Annotated in this window: 4 protein-coding genes and 1 pseudogene; 2 read left to right on the forward strand and 3 right to left on the reverse strand. The window is 67.9% G+C overall.

Annotated elements, in window-relative coordinates; genetic code table 11:
- A pseudogene (locus ACFWF3_RS23915) lies at positions 1-694 on the reverse strand (oxidoreductase); the annotation flags it as partial.
- Positions 695-819: 125 nt separating this feature from the next.
- On the opposite strand from ACFWF3_RS23915, the gene ACFWF3_RS23920 reads away from it, so the two are divergent.
- The gene (locus ACFWF3_RS23920) at positions 820-1,242 is read left to right on the forward strand and encodes a hypothetical protein (protein WP_379315335.1); all 423 of its coding nucleotides are present in this window, start codon (positions 820-822) and stop codon (positions 1,240-1,242) included.
- An 83-nt stretch (positions 1,243-1,325) separates the two neighbouring features.
- Positions 1,326-2,036 carry a cutinase family protein gene (locus ACFWF3_RS23925; RefSeq protein WP_379315336.1) on the forward strand — a complete coding sequence of 237 codons (711 nt, stop codon included), beginning with the start codon at positions 1,326-1,328 and terminating at the stop codon, positions 2,034-2,036.
- Between the two features lie 52 nt (positions 2,037-2,088).
- Here the strand turns inward: ACFWF3_RS23925 and ACFWF3_RS23930 are convergent, their stop codons facing one another.
- A complete protein-coding gene (locus ACFWF3_RS23930; protein WP_379315337.1) occupies positions 2,089-3,885 on the reverse strand; it encodes an AMP-dependent synthetase/ligase in 1,797 nt (598 codons plus the stop codon).
- A 92-nt stretch (positions 3,886-3,977) separates the two neighbouring features.
- On the reverse strand, positions 3,978-4,931 hold the full coding sequence (locus ACFWF3_RS23935; RefSeq protein WP_379315338.1) for an alpha/beta hydrolase: 954 nt from the start codon (positions 4,929-4,931) through the stop codon (positions 3,978-3,980).
- Positions 4,932-5,039: the final 108 nt, after the last annotated feature.

Raw genomic sequence — 5,039 nt, forward strand, 5'->3', positions numbered from 1 at the left:
GATCCGGCAACGGTGCTGTCGCCCTGGGCAATTCGACGGTCTCGCGCTCGGCCGTCACATCATGGCGCGCGCCGCCGAGCAGCCGGCCCGCCAGGCCGGCTCCGAGGGCGAGCACCCCGGTTGCCGCGATGCCACCGAGCACGCGCCGCCGCCCGGCTCCTGCGATCGACGCGCCGGTGCGGACCGGGCTGTCCTCGCCGCCTACCTCCGGCGCCGCGGTGGCCTCACCGAGTTGTGGCGCAGCGGGTTCCGTCGCCGGTCGCCGCGAATCGGATGCGTCATCGATCCGCCGGGTCAGTCCTCGCAACGCGAGAATTCCAGCGGCGGTACCGATCAGCGCGGGCAGCGCACCGGCGAACCCGCCGACTCTCCCGGCGCCGACGACAGCGGCGACCACGCCGAAAATCGCGAACAGTACCGATCCGATCGGTCGAGCCGCTCGCTCGAAATATCCGGCGATCCCCGCGACCACCACCGCGACAATGCCCATGCACACGAACAGCACGGCCTTGTCGCTGGTTCCGAACGTCGAGATCGCCCATTCCCTGACCCCGTCGGGGGTGTGGTCGACCACCGTCGCGCCGAGTGCGTACGCGGGTGCGCTCCCGGACCCGGTGAACACCGCGACCAACTCCGCCACACCGAGTACCAGTGCAGCGGCCACGATCCCGGCTATCGCCCGCAAGAACGCCATGCACAGAGCGTACGTCGCGCCCGGATCGCCCCGGTGACCGATTTGTGACGGCCGAACACCTCCCGCGGATCGGCCATCAAAACTACACTGCGTAGTAGAAACGATCCCGCTCGGCAGGAGACATGATGACCGAGACAGCACCGGACTCGACACTGCGCGCCACGACGGCGGTCTTCGCCGTCGCCCTCCTGGTCCACGGCGCCGACCACTTACGCCGGGGCATGGGCGCCACCTCATCGCTGGTGAACGCCCTCGGCACCCTGCAAATCCTCTTCGCCCTGTTCACGGTGTTCCTCGTGTTCCGCAGGCACCCGGCGGCCCCACGCGCCGCGGTGTTCATCGGCTTCGCGAGCGCGATCGGTTTCACGATCGTGCACCTGCTTCCGGACTGGTTCGGTCCGCTCAGCGACAGCTTCATCAACGCGCCTGCCGCCTCCGGCGTCACCGGATTCTCCTGGTTCGCCGCATTGTTCGAGATCGCGGCCGATCTGGCGATCGGCATCGCGGGTCTGCGGGTGCTGCGGTCCAGGGCGTTGAGTGTGGCCTGAACGTCGGGGCCGTCGCTCACCCGGCGGCGAATCCGGCCGAGTCGAGGCGATGGTGAACAGTCGCGGTCGGTAGTCTGCGCGGCATGACAGCACGTTCCTTCTCGCGATTCGTGTCTGCAGTCTTCTTGGCAGCCGCGATTCCCCTGGTATCGCCCACCCATCCCGCTACCGCCGAGCCCTGTTCCGATGTCGAGGTGGTGTTCGCTCGCGGGACCGCCGAGCAGGGTGGTGAACTCGGTCTGACCGGTATCTCCTTCGTCGAAGCGCTGCGCGCGAACGCGGGCGGACGCTCGGTCGGCTCGTACGGCGTCGACTACCCGGCCAGCAGCGACTTCACCGACCGGCTGGCCTTCGCGCGCACCGTCGTGCAGGGGATCGGTGATGCTCAGCGACGGGTCGAATACCTCGCGGCGAACTGCCCGAGCGCCCGCATCGTCCTCGGCGGATATTCCCAAGGCGCGGCGCTGGCCGGTTTCGCGACCGGTGTCGGTGTGCCAGAGGGTGTGCTGCCGGAGTACGAGATGTATCTGCCGCAGCCGATGGCGCCCGCGGTGGCAGAGCACGTCGCGGCGGTCGCGCTGTTCGGCAAACCGTCGGATCGGTTCATGGCCGACGCGGACGCACCGGCGGTCTCGGTCGGCGCGCTCTACAAGGACAAGACCATCGAGCTGTGTATCCCCTCGGACAACATCTGCGACGGTTCCCCACTCGCCCAGCCCAACGTCTCGCACACCCTGTACAGCATCAACGGAATGACCATCACCGCGGCACAATTCGCGGCGCAACGGTTCTGAACAGCCGAAAGGCCGGTTGCGCGAACGCAACCGGCCTCTCGTCTGTGTGGGATCAGGAGTAGATCTTGTCTACTTCGCCCGCGTACTGCTTCATGACGACGGCGCGCTTGAGCGACATCTTCGGGGTGAGCTCGCCACCCTCCTGGGTCCAGTCGACCGGGAGGATGCGGATCTTCTTGATCGCCTCGGCCTTGGAGACCTTCTTGTTGGTCTCGTCGATCGCGGCCTGCACCTCGGCGACCAGCGCCGGGTTCTCGATCAGGGTCTCGATCGCGGTGTCGGCGGCGACGCCGTTGCGATCCTTCCAGCCCGGCAGGGCTTCCGGGTCGAGGGTGATCAGCGCGCCGATGAAGGGCTGGCCGTCACCGACGACCATGACCTGGCTGATCAGCGGGTGCGCGCGCAGGGAGTCCTCGAGGATCGCGGGGGAGACGCTCTTGCCGCCGGAGGTCACCAGGATTTCCTTCTTGCGGCCGGTGATGGTGACGAAGCCGTCGGCGTCGATGGCGCCCAGGTCGCCGGTCTTGAACCAGCCGTCCTCGAACGCTTCCTCGGTGGCCTCGGCATTGCCCCAGTAGCCGTCGAACACGACCGAGCCCTTGAGCAGCAGCTCGCCGTCTTCGGCGATCTTGGCCGCGTGGCCCTGGATCGGGCGACCGACCGAGCCGACCCGGATGAACGCGGGCGTGTTCACGGTGAACGCGGCGGTGGTCTCGGTCAGGCCGTAGCCCTCGTAGATCGTCACGCCGGCGCCGCGGAAGAAGTGGCCGAGGCGCGCGCCCAGCGGGCCGCCACCGGAGACAGCGGCCAGGCACTGGCCACCGAGGGCCGCGCGCAGCTTGCTGTAGACCAGCTTGTCGAACACGAAGTGCTTGACCTTGAGCAGCAGGTCGGGGCCGCCCTTGGTCTCGAGCGCCGTGCTGTAGGCGATGGCGGTCTCCGCGGCGGCGTCGAAGATCTTGCCCTTGCCGCCGTCGTGCGCCTTCTGCTTGGCGGAGTTGAAGACCTTCTCGAACACGCGCGGCACCGAGAGGATGAAGTCCGGCTTGAAGTCGCCGAACTGCTCGACCAGGGTGGTCCAGTCCGAGCTGTGGCGGATGGTCACCTTGGAATCGAAGGCGATCAGCGCGACAGCGCGGGCGAACACGTGCGCCAGCGGCAGGAACAGCAGGGTCTTCTGGCCCTCGGAGACGAACGCGCTGAGCTCGATGCCACCCGAACGCGATTCCGCCCACAGGTTCGCGTGGGTCAGCTGAACGCCCTTGGGGCGGCCGGTGGTGCCCGAGGTGTAGATCAGGGTCGCGGGCGAGGCCGCGCCGACCTGCTTGCGACGCTCGTGCACGGCGGCGTCGTCGAGCCCGGCACCACGCTCGACGAGGGTATCGATCGCGCCCTTGTCGATCTGCAGGGTCTCGGCCAGCGCGGGCAGCGAACCGGCTTCGATCTCGTCGATCGTGGCGCGGTGCTTGTCGTTCTCGACGACCAGCAGCTTGGTCTCGGAATCCTGCAGGATCCACTTGGCCTGCTCGGCGGCCGAGCTGTCGTAGATCGCGACGGTCACGCCGCCTGCGGCCCAGATCGCGAAGTCCAGCAGCGTCCACTCGTAGCGGGTGGCTGCCATGATCGCGACGCGGTCGCCCAGCTCGATGCCGGCGGCGATCAGGCCCTTGGCCACGCCGAGGACGGCCTTCTCGAACTGTGCTGCCGTGACGTCATTCCAGCCGCCGCTGCCGTTCGGGACGTTGAACAAGACCGTGTTCGGCGTCTCCTGCGCGAAGCGGAAGACGTTGTCGGCATTGTTCGCATCGTCCGGGATGGTGTAGGAAGCCGGAACTTCGAACTCTCGCATCTGTGCCCTTCCAGTGGGTTCTACTCGCCAGTAATCTACGACACGTTCGGGCGGGTCGCGATATCGCCGCCCGAATTGCCCGTCACCAGGCTTTATCGTAAATCGTCTATCGATACCGGCTGAATTGCTTCTCGCAGGAATTCCGCGAGTTCGCTGAGAGCCAGCGCTGCCTCGGTGACCAGCGCGGCTTGCAGTTGCGCGACATGCCAGAGGCCGCGGGTTTCGGTGAAGCGGACGTGCACGCCCGCTCCACGCAGGGCTGAGACGAGCTTGCGACACTGGTCGTGCAGGAGTTCGCTCACATCGACCTGCACGTAGGTGGGCGGCAGGCCGATCAGGTTGCCCGACAGCGGGGCGTAACCCGCTTCGGTCGCGGCGGCGTCGCCGAGGTAGTGGGCGGCGCAGGCTCGCGACCACGTTCGGTTGATCACCAGGTCGCGATCCCTGCTCGGCACCTCGGTGGGGTCCACCCAGGGCGCGATGAGGCCGAGCGCGGCGGGGGTCATCTGATGCTTCTCGATCAGCCGCTGGGCCAGTGCCATCGCCAGGCCGCCGCCCGCCGAGTCACCCGCCAGGCAGATCTGCTCGGGCCGGTAGCCGACGTTGCCGACCAGGTCGAGGAACGCGGCCTCGGCGTCGTCGAGACCGGCCGGGAACGGGTGTTCCGGAGCCAGCCGGTAGTCCAGCGAATACACCGCGCAGGAGGTCTCACGCGCGAGACCGGCCACCAGCGAACGGTGCGTGGCGATCGAACCGACCACGTAGCCGCCGCCGTGCAGGTACAAGATCGCGCCCGCGGCACGTTCGGGTGGGACCGCCCGGGTACGCGAACCCGGAATGGCGGTTTCGGCGATCACGCGTTCGGCGGGGCGCCCACCCAGCTGCAGGTGCTGCACGACGGAACCGTCGGGCACCAACTGCAGCCGGGAGACCGCGTCGAGCAGAACGCGCTGTACCGCGACCGGTAGCCGTGCGTTGAGTGTCACCCGGAACACCGGGTCGAGCAACGCACGGGCGATCGGCAGCGGAATCTTGAACTCGCGCATGGAGTTTCCTCGGGTCCGGAGGAGCGTCAGTGTGGCATGAAGCGGCCGTTGACCACGGCCGAGATCCGGCTGTAGCCGGAGGCGAGGAAGCGCACGCTCACGTCGCTG

Origin of the sequence: Nocardia sp. NPDC060220, from assembly GCF_042727815.1 — a bacterium.
GTDB lineage: Bacteria > Actinomycetota > Actinomycetes > Mycobacteriales > Mycobacteriaceae > Nocardia.

Excerpts from the sequence above, each read along its gene's own strand:
- ACFWF3_RS23920 (WP_379315335.1), top strand. The coding sequence starts at position 820 with ATGACCGAGACAGCACCGGACTCGACACTGCGCGCCACGACGGCGGTC.
- ACFWF3_RS23925 (WP_379315336.1), top strand. The coding sequence starts at position 1,326 with ATGACAGCACGTTCCTTCTCGCGATTCGTGTCTGCAGTCTTCTTGGCA.
- ACFWF3_RS23930 (WP_379315337.1), bottom strand. The coding sequence starts at position 3,885 with ATGCGAGAGTTCGAAGTTCCGGCTTCCTACACCATCCCGGACGATGCG.
- ACFWF3_RS23935 (WP_379315338.1), bottom strand. The coding sequence starts at position 4,931 with ATGCGCGAGTTCAAGATTCCGCTGCCGATCGCCCGTGCGTTGCTCGAC.